The organism is Bowmanella yangjiangensis (assembly GCF_017255015.1).
In the GTDB taxonomy this organism is placed as follows: domain Bacteria; phylum Pseudomonadota; class Gammaproteobacteria; order Enterobacterales; family Alteromonadaceae; genus Bowmanella; species Bowmanella yangjiangensis.
Genome location: NZ_JAFKCS010000653.1, coordinates 1 through 405 on the forward strand (window position 1 = coordinate 1; position 405 = coordinate 405).

The 405-nt window shown below is 63.7% G+C and carries 1 protein-coding gene; it reads left to right on the forward strand.

What is annotated here, in order from left to right:
• Window positions 1-25: 25 nt before the first annotated feature.
• A partial coding sequence (locus J0A65_RS26110; protein ID WP_269814715.1) for a tetratricopeptide repeat protein occupies window positions 26-405 on the forward strand: 380 nt, incomplete at its 3' end.

Sequence of the window (405 nt, forward strand, 5' to 3'; positions counted from 1 at the left end):
CGAGCAGAAGCGCTATCAGGAAGCCATGGACACCTATCTCAAGGCTACCGAGGACAATCTCTACCCGGAACGCTCCAGGGTCTTCGAGAATCTCGGCCTGACCGCCCTGCAACTGGGGCGGCGAGACGAGGCCAAGGAATACTTCCAGCGCTCGTTGCGCCTGAGCAGCCGTCAGCCGCGCTCGCTGCTGGAGATGGCCGCGATGTCCTACGAGGACAAGGAGTATGTCCCGGCCCGTAGCTACTACGACAGCTACAGCGCAATGGCGCCGCAGAACGCGCGGAGCCTGCTGCTCGGTGCTCGTCTGGCCGAAGTGTTCGAGGACCGCGACCGGGCCGCCAGCCTGGGCCTGCAGTTGCGCCGCCTGTATCCGGCGTCCAAGGAATACCAGCAATATGTTTCGGG